15 protein-coding genes are annotated in these 16,279 nt (G+C 43.5%); 7 read left to right on the top strand and 8 right to left on the bottom strand.

What is annotated here, in order from left to right:
- Positions 1 to 323 precede the first annotated feature (323 nt).
- Complete coding sequence (locus HCZ91_RS11330) at positions 324 to 761, top strand: hypothetical protein (protein WP_257020054.1); 438 nt, start codon at positions 324 to 326, stop codon at positions 759 to 761.
- A 155-nt stretch (positions 762 to 916) separates the two neighbouring features.
- On the opposite strand, the gene HCZ91_RS14065 is transcribed toward HCZ91_RS11330, so the two are convergent.
- Both HCZ91_RS14065 and HCZ91_RS11320 read right to left on the bottom strand, forming a co-directional pair.
- Positions 917 to 2,008 (bottom strand): GNAT family N-acetyltransferase, encoded by a 1,092-nt coding sequence (locus HCZ91_RS14065; RefSeq protein WP_179799476.1) that lies wholly within the window; start codon positions 2,006 to 2,008, stop codon positions 917 to 919.
- Positions 2,009 to 2,240: 232 nt separating this feature from the next.
- Positions 2,241 to 2,825 carry a YceI family protein gene (locus tag HCZ91_RS11320; protein WP_179799475.1) on the bottom strand — a complete coding sequence of 195 codons (585 nt, stop codon included), beginning with the start codon at positions 2,823 to 2,825 and terminating at the stop codon, positions 2,241 to 2,243.
- Positions 2,826 to 3,327: 502 nt separating this feature from the next.
- Between HCZ91_RS11320 and HCZ91_RS11315 the strand changes: the two genes are divergently transcribed.
- A complete protein-coding gene (locus tag HCZ91_RS11315; RefSeq protein ID WP_057761772.1) occupies positions 3,328 to 3,606 on the top strand; it encodes a type B 50S ribosomal protein L31 in 279 nt (92 codons plus the stop codon).
- Positions 3,607 to 3,719: 113 nt separating this feature from the next.
- Here HCZ91_RS11315 and HCZ91_RS11310 read toward each other — a convergent pair whose 3' ends face one another.
- The 4 genes from HCZ91_RS11310 to HCZ91_RS11295 form a co-directional block, all read right to left on the bottom strand.
- Entirely contained in the window at positions 3,720 to 4,574 is an 855-nt protein-coding gene (locus tag HCZ91_RS11310; RefSeq protein WP_179799474.1) for an SGNH/GDSL hydrolase family protein, read from the bottom strand.
- Positions 4,568 to 5,965 (bottom strand): nicotinate phosphoribosyltransferase, encoded by a 1,398-nt coding sequence (locus HCZ91_RS11305; RefSeq protein ID WP_179799473.1) that lies wholly within the window; start codon positions 5,963 to 5,965, stop codon positions 4,568 to 4,570. Before HCZ91_RS11305 ends, HCZ91_RS11310 begins: the two co-directional genes overlap by 7 nt.
- A 135-nt stretch (positions 5,966 to 6,100) precedes the next feature.
- Entirely contained in the window at positions 6,101 to 7,168 is a 1,068-nt protein-coding gene (locus tag HCZ91_RS11300; RefSeq protein ID WP_179799472.1) for a bifunctional nicotinamide-nucleotide adenylyltransferase/Nudix hydroxylase, read from the bottom strand.
- A 138-nt stretch (positions 7,169 to 7,306) separates the two neighbouring features.
- On the bottom strand, positions 7,307 to 8,296 hold the full coding sequence (locus HCZ91_RS11295) for an alpha/beta hydrolase (RefSeq protein WP_179799471.1): 990 nt from the start codon (positions 8,294 to 8,296) through the stop codon (positions 7,307 to 7,309).
- Between the two features lie 583 nt (positions 8,297 to 8,879).
- Here HCZ91_RS11295 and nfuA point away from each other — a divergent pair.
- Together nfuA and HCZ91_RS11285 are read left to right on the top strand one after the other, a co-directional pair.
- On the top strand, positions 8,880 to 9,563 hold the full coding sequence (gene nfuA / locus HCZ91_RS11290) for a Fe-S biogenesis protein NfuA (protein ID WP_057761762.1): 684 nt from the start codon (positions 8,880 to 8,882) through the stop codon (positions 9,561 to 9,563).
- A gap of 254 nt (positions 9,564 to 9,817) precedes the next feature.
- Positions 9,818 to 11,140 (top strand): aminotransferase class I/II-fold pyridoxal phosphate-dependent enzyme, encoded by a 1,323-nt coding sequence (locus tag HCZ91_RS11285; RefSeq protein ID WP_179799470.1) that lies wholly within the window; start codon positions 9,818 to 9,820, stop codon positions 11,138 to 11,140.
- Positions 11,141 to 11,250: 110 nt separating this feature from the next.
- On the opposite strand, the gene HCZ91_RS11280 is transcribed toward HCZ91_RS11285, so the two are convergent.
- A complete protein-coding gene (locus HCZ91_RS11280; RefSeq protein ID WP_179799469.1) occupies positions 11,251 to 12,270 on the bottom strand; it encodes an adenosine kinase in 1,020 nt (339 codons plus the stop codon).
- A gap of 54 nt (positions 12,271 to 12,324) precedes the next feature.
- Positions 12,325 to 13,281 (bottom strand): 16S rRNA (cytidine(1402)-2'-O)-methyltransferase, encoded by a 957-nt coding sequence (gene rsmI / locus HCZ91_RS11275; protein WP_257020053.1) that lies wholly within the window; start codon positions 13,279 to 13,281, stop codon positions 12,325 to 12,327.
- A gap of 143 nt (positions 13,282 to 13,424) precedes the next feature.
- Between rsmI and HCZ91_RS11270 the strand changes: the two genes are divergently transcribed.
- From HCZ91_RS11270 to HCZ91_RS11260, 3 genes are all read left to right on the top strand, one after another.
- Complete coding sequence (locus tag HCZ91_RS11270) at positions 13,425 to 13,910, top strand: YraN family protein (protein ID WP_179799468.1); 486 nt, start codon at positions 13,425 to 13,427, stop codon at positions 13,908 to 13,910.
- 267 nt (positions 13,911 to 14,177) lie between these two features.
- A complete protein-coding gene (locus HCZ91_RS11265; RefSeq protein WP_179799467.1) occupies positions 14,178 to 14,978 on the top strand; it encodes a BON domain-containing protein in 801 nt (266 codons plus the stop codon).
- A 237-nt stretch (positions 14,979 to 15,215) separates the two neighbouring features.
- Positions 15,216 to 16,211, top strand: coding sequence for an alpha/beta hydrolase (locus tag HCZ91_RS11260; protein WP_179799466.1), 996 nt, complete (start codon positions 15,216 to 15,218; stop codon positions 16,209 to 16,211).
- Positions 16,212 to 16,279 lie beyond the last annotated feature (68 nt).

Raw genomic sequence — 16,279 nt, 5'->3', positions numbered from 1 at the left:
GAGTCGCTATATGTGTGAAGTTTTCCAGATGAATGAGTCTGTCTAAATATAGAGTAAACGAGAGAGGTGGCAAACTTGTGAAATCAAAAACAAGGTCGTTTTATTGTTTTGTAAAATTCGACCACTTTTGTAAGCGTGTATATTGATTATCAAGATAATATAAAACCATATGCTATATTTATTTTGCTTAGCAAGAAGTGTCGGTTCTGTTTTGAGAACTGTTCAAAATTACAAATGTCAAAATTAACAAAAGGGACAGTCGATAAAGTAAACGACAACAAGCTTATCGCTATAAAAAATACGACTAAAATTACAAGGAAGTTATGATGAAAAATATAATGATGTTATCGGCACTAACAGGTGTATTGGCACTAACTGGCTGTACTACCTTAAAAAACGTAGTCGGTAATGATATGTCAGGTACGCATGAAGTACAGGCAACGAGCAATAATACAGCACCAGTCACTAGCAAGAATGGGGTGTTGGTGGATGCTACCAACCATATGACGTTATATACGTTTGATAAAGACTCTATGAACCAGTCAGATTGCGGTGCAGCTTGCCAAGTTGTGTGGCCAATTTTCAAAGCGCCTAGTGATGCTAAAGCCTCAGGTCAGTTCGCTGCCTTTAAGCGTGAAGATGGCAAATATCAGTGGGCAATGAACGGTAAGCCTTTATACTTCTATGCTAATGACACAAAAGTTGGTGACAAAGACGGGGATGATAAACTTGGCGTTTGGCATGTTATCCCAAGTAAATAGTATGCATTAGATATAAACTGACTCGAAAACGTTAACGCAAAAAAGCAGCCTGCCCTCAATTATAGAGGCAGGCTGCTTTTTATTTTTTTGGTTCTATTTTCCGCTATCGAGAATACTACCGTGCGTATATTCTCTAATAATAGATGTGACTTGTATTATGTCACCTTTGCTAAAGGCTCAATCTGAATAGTCTCTAGCACTTCTTCTTTGCTAGGCTCTTTTCTATATAAAGGAAAAAAGTCTGAGAGCAGATCACTTTCCGTGAACCAGATATCCGTCACCAACTCTGTATATTTCGCTGCGTTGACGATGAGCCTGTAAGTCTTAAATAGTAACTCTTGTGAGCTAAAGCCTTTTTTATATTCATATAAAGAGTCTAAGTTGGAACCAACGCCGCCACCAAGATGTAGCACTTCATAACGGTTCTCTCGTCCCCAGTTGCGAGCGACATGAGTGATAAGTTTAGAAGGTTGTAGATGTGTATAGGCGTTCAGCGTACCGCCAAGATGAAACTGCATAATGCCTGACTCTTGGCAGAGCGTATATATAGAAGATCCGATTGGTTTATCGTCTTGATAGGCAGTTATCAATAGTATTTTTTCTTGAAGGTTTTCAAGCAAATTAAAAAAATAATCATCATCAAAGAAGTAATAATCACTGGCCTTGACGTGTCGCATTGTCTCTTTATAAATGTCTGAAAACACCATGGCGTTCTGTCGGGTCAAGAACTCTGTTTTTGTCACAACATCCATTTTCATGGCTTTTTTGATACCGCGGCGATGCCGATTTTGTGTCTCGCTCCAATGCTCTTCTTCTGACTTACTTAAATCAGACATCAAGGTCAGCCCGTGAGTCAGTGCTTTGCCAACTGTGGGTATCCATTCTTTATTAATAATCGGATGCAACCGCATAAACAAAGACACGCAGCCTCTCTCGCAAAGAAAAGCCCTTATCTCATCTAGTACGATGTCTAACTCGGCATCAGTGAGGGTTTTGTCCATCAACGGGCCACCGTAACCATAAGTGGAAGTAGCATCCCAGTGCTCTGAGTCAATGTCTCTAACTATAATAGGTAACAATACTTCCTTGTTTTTATAGTGAGCGATGATGCCTTGAGGTTTGCCCTTGTCGATGACAGCTGAGGCCGCAATCCAACCAGATAAGTGGTATATATCAAAATGATGATTTGATACCTTCTTATCCCACTCAGCATCTATCGCTATGTAATTAACTTGTACTGTATCCACGTTGCTGCTCCCTCAGTGTTGCGTTATATATTCGTAAATCCGTATATACGAATATAACAACAAAATATGAAGCCTTCAAGTATATAAAAACCTTTTATGTAAAATAATGAATATATAGGATTAGAGCGTAGACGAATCTATAGGAAATAAAAAAGCAGCCTGCCTCTATAAATGAGGATAGGCTGCTTTTCTCGTTCTGGTCGAAAGCTATTAGAGAGCTATAAGCTTACAGTTATTTCTTTTCTACCAGTTCACCATCAATTTGAATAGGAACATTGGTCGTAATACCAGCAGAGTAGGCTGTCATACCATAAGCTGCACGGTCTATAGTGCCAGTAGCACGGAAGCCAACGACTGGCTCTTTGGTCAGAGGGCTGTTATCGATTTTGTTCAGCGTTAAATTAAGAGTTAGCGGCTTGGTTTGACCCAGTAAAGTAAAGTCCCCAGTTACTTTTGCTTGCTGCGGATTTACAAAATTAACCTGAGTAGATTTAAAGCTCATAGTAGGGTATTTTTTAACGTTAAAGAACTCTTCCGTTTTTAAATGTTTGTCACGGGCAGCCCAAGCAGTATCGATACTGTCTGTATCAATGACAAAGTTCAGCTGGGTTTGGTTAGGGTTCTTTAGATCAAATTTAACGGTACCGTCTACATCGCTAAAGTGTCCCATGACCGTAGAAAATCCCATGTGATCAACTGAGAAACCGACACGAGTGTGAGAGTTATCTAGTTGCCACTGAGTCGGCAGTGCAGCGCTTGCCATGGTAGTGATAGAAAGTATTGAGCTGATCAATAGGGCTTTTGTAGTGGTTTTCATTGAATAGTCCTTACATAGTATTAGGGTATTGGTGCTCGCCGATGAACAAAGAAGAAAACATTTTTTGTAAAAAATGAGTAAATATATTGTAGCTATGTGTCCTAGAGTTGCGATAAATAAATAGCGCAGCCAACCTATATTTGGTTAGATTAACTACATATAAAAATGTAATTGATTAATATATCTAACCAAAACATTGTACTGGGTTAACTCATACATCTCAACACTATTTCTCTATTATTGACAACTTATCACATATCTCTATCACAACTGCTCCTTGCGTCTTACGTCAAAAACCGTTAAAATCGCGGTTTAATTTTCCCGCTGGGGAAAGGCTAAGCGAACAGAAGGGTGGTGTTGGGTGCTGGAATAAGCCAGTGACGCAGTTGCCATACTTGTAATGTCCTTAGTGCCTCAGTTACGTATGTCATTATTTGTTTGATACATCATCGCTGATGCTGTATTTAGACGTTGTACATACATCGGACCTAGAGAGTATATTATGCGTAAAGATATCCATCCTAATTACCAAGAAGTTTTATTCCACGACACTAACGCTGACGTGTTCTTTTTGACTCGCTCAACTGCTAAGACTAAAGCGACTCGTGAATACGAAGGTAAAGAATACCCATACTACCCACTTGATATCTCAAGTGCGTCGCATCCGTTCTATACTGGTGAGCAACGTAAAACTTCTACTGAAGGTCGTGTTGCAAGCTTCAACAAACGCTTTGGCGCATTTGGTGGCCGTAGCAAGAAAGCTGCAGACGCTGCTGAATAATTTACACTTATGGTGTAAATATATTTCGCTAAGCAATAAAAAACCGCTGATTATTCAGCGGTTTTTTATTGTGTTTTATTTTCTATTATCTAAAAATAAAGCTAACAGTCTTTTTAGCGCTCAAACTCAGTAGTAGATGAGTCCAATAACTGAATAGAATCTAGTAACTGAATAATAGTCTCTACGATTTGCTGCGCCCAATAGCCGTACATCAGACTGCTAGGATGAAATCCATCACTGGCAAACATCACATTGATATCGATAGCCGAGCCATTTGCATGCTCTTCTAGCATCCTTGTAAAGTCGGTTGCCATATATGTAACACCAGCATGAGCCGCACAGACCTGCTGTAATATCCCATCAAGTACCGATGCTTTTGCACCCACAAAGTTATTGAGCGGAGCAGGAATTGCAGGCATTTGCGCCATCGGCGGCAAACTTAAAAAAACCAGTTCTCGTACGCCAAATTTGCGCTGTGCGATATTGATAATGTCTTCAATTTGCTGTTGCCATTTATGCACAGAGACATTGGACGTCGTGTCATTGACCCCTACGCTTAGCAACATCACATCAATAGGCTGTTCAGGAGCAGGTAAGACATATAACCTGCGTAGAATATCAAAGCTGGTATGACCTGTTGTCGCTTGTAATGACCAATTGAGACGAGCAAAGTTCGATTGGATAGCTTTGTTTTGCTCCAGTATCGGTATGAGCTTACCGACCAATGCTTCTTGCTGCGTTTGACTACCCACACCTGCTGCTGCTGAGTCGCCCACGACCATTAAATTGAGCGTTTGCTTACGATCAGCCGATACGCTTGAGCAACTCAACTCAACTATTCCGTGCCGCTCGCCGTTTGGCTCAGGCAGGCGAACCGTATCACGTTTAATCTTACGACCCTGATAGAGATACACAGGGGCAAGTAAGACATCTCTTGCGACAGAAGTTAGTTTGCTGGTATCTACCATCCTGCACGTTCCCTAATAGTCGTGAGGCTGTCGTCAATCAACAGTTGGCCATCGATATAGACATCACGCAATAGGTTGTCCGCCACATCGCTCATTTCTTGCTGCTTGATGGTTTTGAGCTGGCCGCTGTCGTCTTTTACTAGTGCCAATCGTCCTTTTTTCGAACGCTTTGAGCGACTGGTGATAGGGTCTTTGTAGATATCTTTCCATACACCATCGATACAGATGGCGCTCGATTTCATAGCCCAGCTCATGGTGTCGCGGTTGACTTGCTGTAGCAATCCGCCGCCCACGCCAAATGTTACGTTTTCTGCGCTAAAGCCTGCTTTCATGACCACATTAATGATATTGCTCAAGCTTTGTGCACTAATACCATCCCCTTGGATAATCCGCACGTAATCGGGCAGTACTTTATAGCCCTTACTGTTTATAATCGTACCAAATTTCACCGCTAGACGCTCTAATGCTTCACGGACGACTTTAGTAGGCTCACCACTGTCTGGCCTGATGACCAGCGTACCACCCATGTTTTTGACGTCTTCTTTTAAAGTATCGCCCCAGATATTATCAATCGCGTTCCATAAGTCATAACTATCTGAGACAACTGAGAATGCTTTATCCTTACCGCCAAACTGCTCGATCATATTGTGAAAAGCAGCAGTCTCGCCATCACGTCCCCAAGCTGTCATCGTACTGTGCTCGGCCGCTGGAATAGAAAATGCAGGCATATCGTCGCCCATTTGATACCAGCGACTAGCAGCGATAAGCGCTGTCATCGAGTCAGTACCAGCAAAGTTGACCAAATGCGCTAAGCTACCAAGTGCAACTGTTTCTTGGCTCGATGCACCGCGCGCGCCAAAGTCATGCAAGCGAAAAGGCAGGGACTCTGTATTGTCCGCTGATTTTTCTAACGCTTGACGGATAATGTCTTTGCAATAGTGAGAGACACTAGCGACCGTGGATGGATACCAAATCGCACGTAATAGTGCCGTTTCGATATAGCTTGGCAGCCAATAAAACTCAGGGTCAGTATTGGTAATCTGACAAACCACGTTAGATACGGGTACTATGCTGCCTTCGGCGACGGCCTCGATGCGTAGTGGCAAGTAGCCGTCATGTTTATCGACCAGATGCTCCCATCCTGCTCGGTTGAAAGTCAAACCGTGTGCTTGAATGACCATCTCGGCCTCATCGATATCTTGATGGGTGATAGGCGTGCTTAGGTATTCTTTGATAAAGGCTTGCAGGCCAAAAAACACCACATCATAGTCACCTTTTCGCGCTTCGATATAGCTTGACAGATACTCACTACCGCTTGGGTATTGCACCCAATGTGAGGTTTTATAGCTGTCGCTGTTTAAGATTAGGTTGTTTAGGTTGCTGGTGTACATCACAGAACTCCTCTGCTTTGAGATGCCGCCCCTGCTTTAATAAAAGAACAGTGGCGGCGATAAACCCTTGTCGTCTATCGACTCGGGTGCTAATAAGTTGCATATAAAAGTGATAAATCATGATAGAAAATGATGCTATAACCCAACCATTTTGGTGATAATTGCATAGTGATCTTCGAACATCATGGTTGCGTTAAGCTCCGCCAATGGTAACCAAAACGCCTTGGCAGCGTCATCACCGCCTTTTACTTTTGGCAAGCCTTTTGGATCATTTTTCAGTTGAAAATAAAACGCTTGGGTGATCGTACGACCGCGTGCCGAGCGATATGGATCATCAAAAGTATGCTGACTGTGGCAAGAGCCACGCAATACAGCCTCAGGCACTTTGAGGCGTGTCTCTTCACGTAGCTCACGGATACAGGCGTCAAATAACGTTTCTTTTGGGTTCAAAAACCCGCCCGGTAGTGCCCACAATCCGCGACCTGGCATACTGCGCCGCTCAACTAAGAGGATATGACCTGACTGTACAATCAACGCATCGGCAGTCATAAAGGTGGGTGGATAAGGTGCTGATTCCCATTGTCTTTTGTATTTATCGATAAAGTCGGCTTCTTCGTGCAACTGATGATAGTCGTCAGTTTTTTTGAAATCGTTGAGCACTTTGCGTGTTGACTCAGGCGTGCGCTCAGGGGTCGGCGTGGCACCCATCAGGTAGCTGTCGCGGATAGGGGTGGCCGATAAGTTATGGTAATTGGGCACTGACACCGATGCCCAGTTGGGGAATAATGACAAATAGTAGGAGGAGCTGTCTTTTGAATGCCCAATCAGGCCTATATCTGTCTGCAAGTTACCCGTGACAGATTTTACACCCGCTTGCACATACTGTAGCCAACGCGTGTCGTTGTAGAGGGCATCGTCTAGCCCGACGCAGTGGATACGGGCAGCGTCTGCTGCTGAGTAAGCGCCCTTAATCATCGTAGCACGCTCAGCGACGCTAAACGGATTGCGTAAGCTGCGTGGCAAATTGGCCGAGCCAATGAGCATGATGACCTCATCCGAACGTTTGAGCGCCTCATCAATAACGGCTTTATGGCCCGCATGAAATGGCTGAAAGCGACCGATAAAGACTAGATAACGGTAGTGTTTACTGCTTTTCTGATCTAGGTTCTGCTTATCTGACTGTTGCTCTGATAATTCACTCATAGACGCCAACTTCCTACGACTTATTTTTATTGATTAAAAATTAATGACGCTAATACTGACACAGCCCATGACTTTCTGACAAGTGCAAAGATGTTTAGGGGTGTGTCATTATCGAAATCGTCCAATAGATATATTTACTTAACTGGCATGCTTTTCTATCCATGCCGTTACTGTTGGCCAAATCTCTGTGGCTGCGTTACGACTGATCATGATGCGACTGTGTGTATAGTCATCTAAATCGCCGTTACTAATCGAGTACTCTCGAAAGACATTGGTTGAATTGTTAAAGCCTTCAAAAAACAAACGACAGCCGCGAGTAGGGGAGATGAAGGCATCACCTTTTGCACTGATAGAATAAACAGGAATGGTAATCTGTGGCATATGATGACGATAGTCGATAAAGTCATCACCAGTACTTTTCTGCTGATTAATGCTTTCGTTCATTTCTTCTGTATTTGTCCTGCCTTTATCGAAATTAGCCTTTTTCAAAAAGCTACTTTTAAAGTTTTTACGCAAATTCCAATCATACCATTGGGTCATCGTATAGTAGCTTTCGTTAAAAGGGCCTACCTTGAACTGCTTAGCGGGTATAAAGCCGACCAATCGCGTAAGTACCTTGGCTGTAAGGATTTTCGTGTAGCTGGTCGAGTCTTGCGCCGCGCCAAAAGCTTGGCAGGCAAACATACTGATGCTATTGACCTTATCGATATAGCTTGGGTTTTGGACAAGAAACATGGTCAGGCCAACACCGCCACCACTATGAGTGACGCAATGCAGGTTATTGAGCTTTAATTCTTCAAAGAAATAGCGAAAAGTCGCTTCATAGTCATAAGTGGCGACAGTCTCAAAGTTGAATTTTTCTTTCGGTAGCGAGCTATTACCATGCCCGCGCCATTCCATGATGTAGCAATGATGACCAAGCCCTGCAAAATATTCGGCGATTTTGAGGCAAGTTTGCTTGTCAGAAAACGTACCATGCGTCAAAAATATGTTTTGCGGTGTGATGTCAGGCAGGCTGTTTTCTGACGTATTGGCTATCGTATCTTTGTCTGAATTATCAACTACTTTCCAAACGGCAATTTTCTCATCGTCCTTGGTATTTACTAGGTGCAACGTCCGTGTCATCATAAAATGATCCTATCCAAAAAATACGTAATCTTTATACAAGTCGATATTTATACAAGCTGATATTTATATAAGGCAATTAAAAGCTACCATGCTCATAACACTAATGAATAAAATCATTCAAATTATCAATACTACGTCAAAACCAGCTGACTTGCTCGGACTAGATGTGAACGGTATGGCATATAGAAAATGCTGAGTGCGCTTGATAAATGGCACAGCTGTCTTTATATAGAGAATAACTTGGCAGCCTACACAATCATTCAGCGTGTTTATCTGTCATGGTTTAAATATGAAGTTACTTTACCACCTGTTAGCATCATTAAAAAAACCAATGACGACCATTTACAACTGTCGCTATTCAATTCACAGTAGCGTGGTCGGAATTGATGTGTGATTCAGGTATAATGACTGCTATAGACGGATTAAACTTTATACTCATGTCGGCCAATGTCATACAATAATAAATACCAATCATTGCCAGTCTGCATGTCTTATATAAATCGTAAACATTTTAAAAATCCAAATTCACGACACAGTAGCCATAATAGATATAGCGTTTGTGTCATAACGCATAGGAAACATTATGAGTGAGCAAAACCAAGCTGATAACCAACTAGACCAAACTGCTGGCTATGAATCAGCCCTAGATACCGAGCAAGTCGAAGCGAAAAGCAACATCACTATCACTGAGTCAGCTCAGGGCTACTTGGCAGATTTGTTATCTAAGCAGGATACCGATGGTATCGGTGTGCGTATTTTCGTTGAGCATCCTGGTACGCCGCGTGCAGAGTGTTGCATGGCTTATAATCAGCCGGGCGAAGAAGACAGCGCTGATTTGCGTTTTACGTATGAAAACTTCTCTGCCTTTATTGAAGCGGCGTCAGTACCTTATCTAGAAGACGCGGTCATCGACTATAACAAAGACCGTTTCGGTGGTCAGCTGACTTTCCGCGCGCCAAACTCTAAAGTACCTAAAGTAGGCGCTGATGCCAGTGTCGAAGAGCGCATCAACTATGTATTGCAGTCAGAGATTAACCCTGGCTTGGCAGCACATGGCGGTGACGTACAGTTGCTTGAGCTGATTGATGAAGAAGGCATTGGTTTAACCGCTGTATTGAAATTCGGCGGTGGTTGCCAAGGGTGTTCAGCGGTTGATATGACTTTACGCCAAGGTGTTGAAGTACAGTTGAAACAGCAAATTCCAGAGTTGACCCAAGTGGTTGACGAGACTGATCATACTCGTACAGAGAATGCTTACTATAAATAAAATGAAAAATAGTTAAAAGCAATTGGCTGCTATAAAGGTGGCCATATCTCTAGTATAGATATGCCTGTTTGGTTTGCTGCTTATGAATATTTGTCATGAAGAGATGAGTATTTTGCTATTCTTTTAATAAAGAAGCTGAGTTATGATGAACTCAGCTTTTTTTATTGCTATGATTTAGCAGACAGTTTTTTAAGATGACTTTTGAGCGATACGTCGTCAATAAATCATCTTTTATCAAAATAAAGGAATGTACTATGAGTGATGGATCAGCAGACCAGCAAACAGCTCAACAATTAGAAACCCCTCAACGTCTTGAGACCTTAGCGATTCATGCCGGCTATAGTGTAGAGCCAACGACCAAAGCAGTCGCTGTGCCTATTTATCATACCAGTTCATATGCGTTTGATAATACTCAGCATGGTGCAGATCTGTTTGATTTAAAAGTTGCAGGCAACATCTATACTCGTATCATGAATCCGACCAACGCGGTGCTAGAAGAGCGTGTGGCTGCGTTAGAAGGCGGTATCGGTGCGCTTGCCGTAGCTTCTGGTATGGCTGCCATTACTTATGCGATTCAGACTATTTGCGAAGCAGGCGACAATATCGTCGCTGTATCAACGCTATATGGCGGTACTTACAATTTATTTGCCCATGCATTGCCGCGTCAAGGTATCGAAGTGCGCTTCTTTGATCATAAAAACCCAGAAGCCATTCGTGATCTAATTGATGACAAAACTAAAATGGTGTTTGCCGAGAGTATCGGTAACCCACTAGGTAATATTGTGGATATTCAAGCGCTCAGTGATGTCGCTCACGAATACGGCGTACCTGTCGTGATTGATAATACGGTGGCAACCCCTGCGATATGCCGTCCATTTGAGTTCGGTGCAGATATCGTGATTCACTCATTGACCAAGTATATGAGTGGAACAGGTACATCAATTGGTGGTGCGATTGTCGATAGTGGCAAGTTTGCTTGGGGCGATTATCCTGAGCGTTTCCCACTGTTGAACACACCAGATCATAGTTACCACGGTGTGAACTTCGTCAAAGACGTAGGCGCGCCAGCCTTTATCGCTCGTGCCCGCGTTGCGCCACTACGTAACACTGGGGCAGCACTTAGCCCGCTAAATGCCTTTGGTATCTTACAAGGTATGGAGACGCTAAGTCTACGTATGGAGCGTCATGTGCAAAACGCACAAGCCGTCGCAGAATATCTGCGTGACCATAACAAAGTTGCGTGGGTGAAATACGCAGGTCTGTCTGACCATCCTGAGCACGAGCTTGCCAAAAAATACATGAAAGGCACGCCTTCTGCCATTTTGACCTTTGGTGTTAAAGGTGGACTAGAAGCTGGTGCGCGCTTTATCGATGCGCTGCAACTGATAACTCGTTTGGTAAACATCGGTGATGCGAAATCATTGGCCTGTCATCCAGCGACGACGACCCATCGTCAGTTAAATGAGCAAGAGCTAGCAAATGCAGGCGTGAGTACTGATATGGTACGACTATCGATTGGTATCGAACATATCGAAGACATTAAAGCCGATCTCGCGCAAGCATTAGCTTCTGCTTAACAACAAGCGCTTATTAAATTGAGCCAACTGTTTAAGCAAGTCTAATATAAAAAAAGCCCATATCGATTTGATATGGGCTTTTTGTTTTGCGTCAAATATGTATTTAACGATTAAGCAGATAGTACACGCTGCGCGATATCTCGATAATCCTGCGAGGCAAGACGCGGTCCAAACTGTTGAATAACTTGTGCTGATATTTCGCTGGCAAGACGACCGCATTCGGGCAGACTATACTGCTGCGATAATGCATATAAGAAAGCACCAGCGTAGTTATCGCCTGCACCGTTGGTATCGATGACGTTGGCCACTGCTGGCGTTGCAACGTCATGGACTTCAACTTCTGCATCGTCATTAGGCTGGTGGGCGATGACCGCACCATTGGCACCATCAGTGACGACGGCAATTTGGCAATATTCAAGCAGGGCACGCGCTGCTGCTTTGACTTGTTTTTTATCAGTGAATAGCTTGGCTTCTTCGCTATTGCAGAATATCACAGCGACTTTGTTGCCGAGCATATTAAGCAAGCCATCTTTGGCAAATTTTACTACCGCAGGGTCAGCAAAGCTCACCGCAATTTTTGCATTATGAATGCCGGCTTGTTGACGTAATTGAGTCATCGCTGGTTGGATGCTCTCAGACATCGCCAGATAGCCTTCGATATATAGCCAATCTGCTTGCGTCAATGCGTCAAAATCAACATTGTCAGCGGCAATCTCACTTGAGGTGCCAAGATAGGTCTGCATGGTACGCTCGCCATCTTCGGTAACGGCAACCACACATGAGCCGGTCACGCCGCCTGCATAAATAGATTTGTCTGAAGTCGCGACACCTGCTTCGTGCAAGTCTCTGAGATAAAACGCCCCTTGATCATCATCACCAACGCGGCAAGCATAAAAAGGTTTACCGCCTAAGCTTGCAAAGGTAAACATCGTATTGGCTGCTGATCCGCCGCCTGCTTGTTTTGATGGCTCAATTTCGGCCAGTTTAAAGTAAGCCAGTAGTTGCTGCTGCTCTTCAATACCAGCCAGCGTCATATTACCTTTGGTCAGCTCGGTCTCTTCTAGTGCCGCATCTGATAGCACATATTCGTGATCAACCAACGCATTGCCTATTGCCATTACATCGTACATTGCTTATCTCTCCTCAATTCATTTATAAATGGTTGTCTTTCTTATTATTAAAAATTAGTCTGCTTGCAACTCTAGTAGGCGCTGATAAAGTGCATTTTTCTTCACGCCAGTGATGTCAGAAGCCAGTGCAGCTGCTTTTTTGACTGACAAATCCTCTAGCAAACGCTGTAGCAATTTATCATGCGTACTGATGTCGTCAGTATCCTTTGCCACACCGACGCCAGCGACGACCACGACTATTTCACCACGTTGCTGGTTATCATCTGCTTTGACAAACTCAACCAACTCACCAAGGGTACTCTTATGTACCGTTTCAAACGTCTTAGTCAATTCCCGACAAAAAGTCACTGCACGGTCTGCACCAAATATCGTTGCCATGTCTTCTAGGCTAGCTACGATGCGATGCGGCGCTTCGTAAAAGATTAAAGTTTCGGTACGTGCGATTAGATCGCTCAGCTGTTTTTGACGACCATGTGTTTTGGCTGGCAAGAACCCAATAAAGCTAAATCGATCAGAGGGTAACCCTGCTACTGACAATGCGCCAATTGCAGCAGAAGCCCCCACGATAGGTGATACGGTTACGCCAGCTTCATGCGCGGCTTGTACCAGTTGATAACCTGGATCGCTGACTAGAGGTGTGCCTGCATCACTAATCAAGGCAACCGAATGACCTTGCTCAATCATTTCGATAATTTTGGGCGTTTGAATGGCGCTATTGTGTTCGTGATAGGCCCATAGCTTATTGTGACCTTTTTGCTTTGTGGTCGTGTCATCATTTTCGATACTGCTTTTGGCAGGACGAGTCTCTGAGTCTTTTGTCTCGTCAGCCTTACTGCCTTTGGTATCGATGCCAAAATGTGACAGTAGTTTACCTGAGGTGCGGGTGTCTTCGCAGGCAATAATGGCGACCTGCTTTAAGACATCAATTGCATGCGTTGTCATGTCGGACATATTGCCAATCGGCGTGGCAACGATATAGAGACAAGCTGGCATCGCAGTAGGGGTAGACATGAAAACCTCGGGTCGTTAAAAAGACGTTAGAAAATAATAATGCGCTAGTATGTACAGTCGTTGTCTATGGTTTTTCAGCCAAATAATGAGTGAGGAAATCAATAGATTGTGAGAGTAGAATGCGCAGAAGTGGCTAGTTTAGCATGTTGTGCTATGATAATTCTCAAATGTTAATCAGACCAATCAACCTTATGCCGAACCATAAGCATTTAATTTTAACCTCACCAAAACAGCGTCAAGGCAGCCTGTTTGAGCAGCAGGCGTGTGAGTATTTACAAGCTCAAGGGTTAAGGTTAGTCTCGCAAAATTGGCAACAGCCAAAAGTAGGTGAGCTGGATCTGGTCATGATTGAGACAGGTTCAGCATGGTCAACACTGGTATTTATTGAGGTTCGTCAGCGCAAGTCCTCGAATTATGGCGATGCAGCACTCAGCGTGACAGCAAGCAAACAGCGCAAAGTTATTAAGACAGCGCAGTCCTTTTTGCAGCAGCATCCTGAGTATGCTCATTATGATTGCCGGTTTGATGTCATTGCTTACGACACGATGAGTAAGTCAAATTCAAGAAATGAGCAGTTAGACCATCAACCAGAATGGATTCAAAATGCTTTTATAGCCAGTGCATGGTAATAGAGTAAATAAGATAGATGCTGCCAAGTAAAGCATCTAACCACATCTGACAAGTAAGGTTCGTTACTAAAAAGCTAACCACTGATGGCCAAAATTAAGTAAAGTAGCGGTTATAGTCAAGTTCCTATAAATCAGATACAGTATTAGCTTATTGCTACGTTTAGCTCGTCACTACTAGAGCGTGTTTTCTCCAAAATAAAAACACGGCCTAGATTAAGGTTTGTTTAATTTATAAAATTGTCACAACCATGTTCTAAGAGGTAAATAATGACACGGATGCATTTGCGCACTGCTATTTTCGGTTCATCACGCCGTATTACGACTGGCATTATGATTGCTGTCTGCGTTGTCAGTACAGGTTGTGCCACCAACTATCTGACCAACAGTACAGAAGGGACTTATGGTGTGCCAATGACTGAGCGCACGATTCCGCAGCGTCTGCTCGATCGTAGTATTGAACATACTGCCAAAATCAATATATACGGGCTAAAAGAAGACTTGCAGCAAACCAGCCGTATGGGTATCGATAGTTTCAATAGCGAAGTGCTGCTCACAGGTGAAGTACCAACTGAAACGCTCAAAGCAGAAGTAGAAAAAGTCGTTAGCTCTATGCCAGATGTACGCCGTGTCTACAATGAGATGGAGGTGAGTGCGTCAAAAGGGTATAGCTCAACGGTTCATGATGGTTATATCACCTCAAAGCTGCTTGCCAAAATAGCCGCCAGCGATGGTGTGAGTGCGTCACAAATTAAAGCCGTTACCAATAATGGTGTGGTCTATATTATGGGCCGTATGACACCCACTCAGCAGAGTCATCTGATTGATATCGCCAATAGTACTGTTGGGGTCACCGAGTTGGTATTGCTGACAACTGTCGTTGACGATAGAGGGGTGAAAATAAATAATGATGACATCATGTATGAGAATAATTTGGCCAACCCTGCAGTAGCGCCAGCTGCCCAAGATACTACTATCAGCACAGCAACGCCTATTATCATAACGGAAGAAGAGGCCACTACTACGCAGCCGTCATCAAGCCCTTATATTGACCTTTATCAGAATCAATAGAAAACCTTAGTTCGCCAAGCGATAAATGACGTTAATCACAATAAGCCTAAATAGTAATAACAGTAAAGGCACGAGAAATCTTCGGCCAGTGAGTATTATGTCAATAGCAAAAGGTAGCAGAGTCAGTGCATTAGCCAACGGTACTAATATCAAACACCTCATTGGCTAATGGATGAACCATTATCGCTGTTAGCCTGTTACTACTGATTGATAAATAAATATAATAGGATACTGGTCATGAAGGATTCACAGGCAAATATACAACCAAATGAAGAAACAAGCGTCATTAGTAATATAGGGATACACAATAAACCTGCTCATAAGAAAACACGAACATTGAGATTTGGTGGTGCGGCACTATTGGCATTGGGCAGTATCGCGTTAGCCACGCAAAACGCACAGGCATTATCACCGTTAGCTATCGTCAATGGGATTACTTCTAGTGGTGGCGTTGGGGTAAGTAAGGATATCTTATATGGTGATCAGCCTTCACAAGACTTAGATATCTATTATCCAAAACCGCTAGCGCAAGCAATGAAATCTCAGAGTGCTATCAACACTAGCTATCCTATGGTGGTATTTGTCCATGGTGGTTCATGGGAGAGCGGCAATAAAGAACAATACGCCTTTGTCGGTCAGAGCTTAGCCAAAGCAGGGTATGTCACCGCAGTGATTAATTACCGTAAAGCGCCTGAACACGTCTATCCTGATTATGTCAAAGATGCGGCTCAAGCGATTGCTTGGAGTATTGAAAATGCGACCAGTCTCCATGCTGATCCGTCACGCCTAGCGGTAATGGGGCACTCTGCTGGCGCGTTTAATGCCGTTGCAGCCGTTGCCAACGAAGACTTTTTGGCACCTTATGGTATTAAGCCAACAGATATTGCAACCGTTATCGGAATTGCGGGTCCTTATAGCTATGATTTCCGCAAGTTCAGTAGTGCAACAGCGTTTGGCCCCAATGCCACACCTGATGAGGTGATGCCAGATCGCCAGATTAAAGGCGCGCAGCCACCGTATTTATTATTAACCGCAGAAAAAGACAAAATTGTACATGTGACTAATACAATCAAAATGACAGAAGCGTTTAAAAAAGCAGGCGCAACGGTTGAGACGGGTGAGATCGAAGGGGCCAGTCACGCAACCAGTATAGGCGCTATGGCACCGCCGCTACGCTGGGTAAATGATGTGCGTGCGCAAGTGTTGACGTACTTGGATAAAACGCTCAAATAGCTTATCACTATGCATGTCTATCACTTTTGACCGTTTAATTGATAGCACTGTCTCAATGCTCAAACACA

Origin of the sequence: Psychrobacter sp. BI730 (assembly GCF_013414195.1) — a bacterium.
Lineage (GTDB): Bacteria > Pseudomonadota > Gammaproteobacteria > Pseudomonadales > Moraxellaceae > Psychrobacter.
Note: the sequence above shows the minus strand (reverse complement) of the source record. Positions and strands in the feature narration are given on the sequence as shown.